The organism is Lacrimispora sp. 38-1, assembly GCF_049890855.1.
Lineage (GTDB): Bacteria > Bacillota > Clostridia > Lachnospirales > Lachnospiraceae > Lacrimispora.
This window is the reverse complement of the sequence record NZ_JBANEW010000093.1, coordinates 1-1539: the sequence shown is the minus strand read 5'-3', so window position 1 is coordinate 1539 and position 1539 is coordinate 1. Positions and strand designations below refer to the sequence as shown.

At 36.2% G+C, this 1539-nt stretch carries 1 protein-coding gene; it reads left to right on the top strand.

Features of this window, described 5'->3' with window-relative positions; genetic code table 11:
* A partial coding sequence (locus tag V7D18_RS23690; protein ID WP_426158090.1) for a transposase occupies window positions 1–1432 on the top strand: 1432 nt, incomplete at its 5' end.
* Window positions 1433–1539: the final 107 nt, after the last annotated feature.

Below are 1539 nucleotides of genomic sequence, written 5' to 3'. Positions count from 1 at the left end.
CTGCAGAACAGGTCGTCCAAGATGTGATGAGCAGAAGCTCCTTAAAGTGATACTCTTTTCTTTTATGGAACACGGAATCTCTTCTTTGCGAGAGATAGAAAAACTCTGCAGAAACGATATCCGATATATGTATCTTCTCGATGGCATGAAAGCACCTTCCTTCGCCACATTTGGAAATATTATCCGAAATGAACTTACCGATTCGATCGAACAGATTTTTCGGGATGTAAATACATATATATTTGAAAAGGATCATGTTGATCTGGAACACACTTATATCGATGGCACTAAAATAGAGGCGAATGCGAACCGCTATACCTGGATATGGAAAAAATCCTGTACAAAGAATCGGGGAAAAGTTTTTGAAAAAATATCTGCTCTGATTGATAGCATGAACCATGAAGTTTTAGGATATATGGGTACGAAACTTGAGAAACGCGAAGAGTATGCTATTGATTATGTTTCCGGATTATTGGAACTGTACAAGCAAGGTACAATGCTGGATGAATCCACGTTTGTTTCAGGCTGTGGTCACAGGAAAAGCATTCAACAAAAACAGTACCAGGAATTACAAGGTTATCTGGAACGCTTAAAAACATATGCGCACCATATAGAAATCTGTGGAGAGGAAAGGAACAGTTATTCTAAAACGGATCACGATGCAACTTTTATGCGAATAAAACGAGATTACATGGGAAATGATCAGCTTCTTCCAGCGTATAATCTCCAAACTGCGATCTGTGATGAATACATTGCAGTAGTTGATGTAAAACCATATGCATCAGACATGGAATGCTTTGTTCCTTTATTAGAGAAATTTAATAAATCTTACGGGTATTATCCTAAATATCCAGTTGCAGATGCAGGGTACGGTTCTTATAATAACTATCTTTATTGCGAAGAACATGGGATGGAAAAATACATGAAATTCACCATGTTCAAAAAAGAAACAACCGATAAAAAGTATCATGAGAATCCATATCGAGCAGTAAATTTTAAACGAAATGAATCCGGAAATCTGATATGTCCAAACGGAAAAAGATTTCATTTTAAAAGCAGGACGCATGTTTACAAAAACAAATATGGAAGAACGGAAGAAATCTATGAATGTGAGTCATGTGCAGATTGCCAGTATAAAAGTGATTGTTGTCCTAAAGCATCAGGTAACAGGACAATCCGAATGAATCAGGAATTAACCTCGATTCATCAAGAAGTGATTTCCAACCTTGAATCCATACACGGAGCACTTTTGAGAATGAATCGCAGTATACAGGCCGAAGGAACGTTTGGTGTTCTAAAATGGAATAAGTCTTACAAAAGATTATTTCGAAGAGGTGAGAAAAGCGTAATTCTTGAACTTACGCTGATTTCCTGTGGTTTTAACCTTTATAAATATCATAATAAAAAACAGCGAATAGAATTGGTTGTTTAAAAACGAAGGAATTATTCGCATGGATTTATTTCGTGTACCCTTTTTTCTAAAAGAAGCTATACTCACGTTAAATATTGAATAATAAAATCAAGAATCGCCAGAACCGG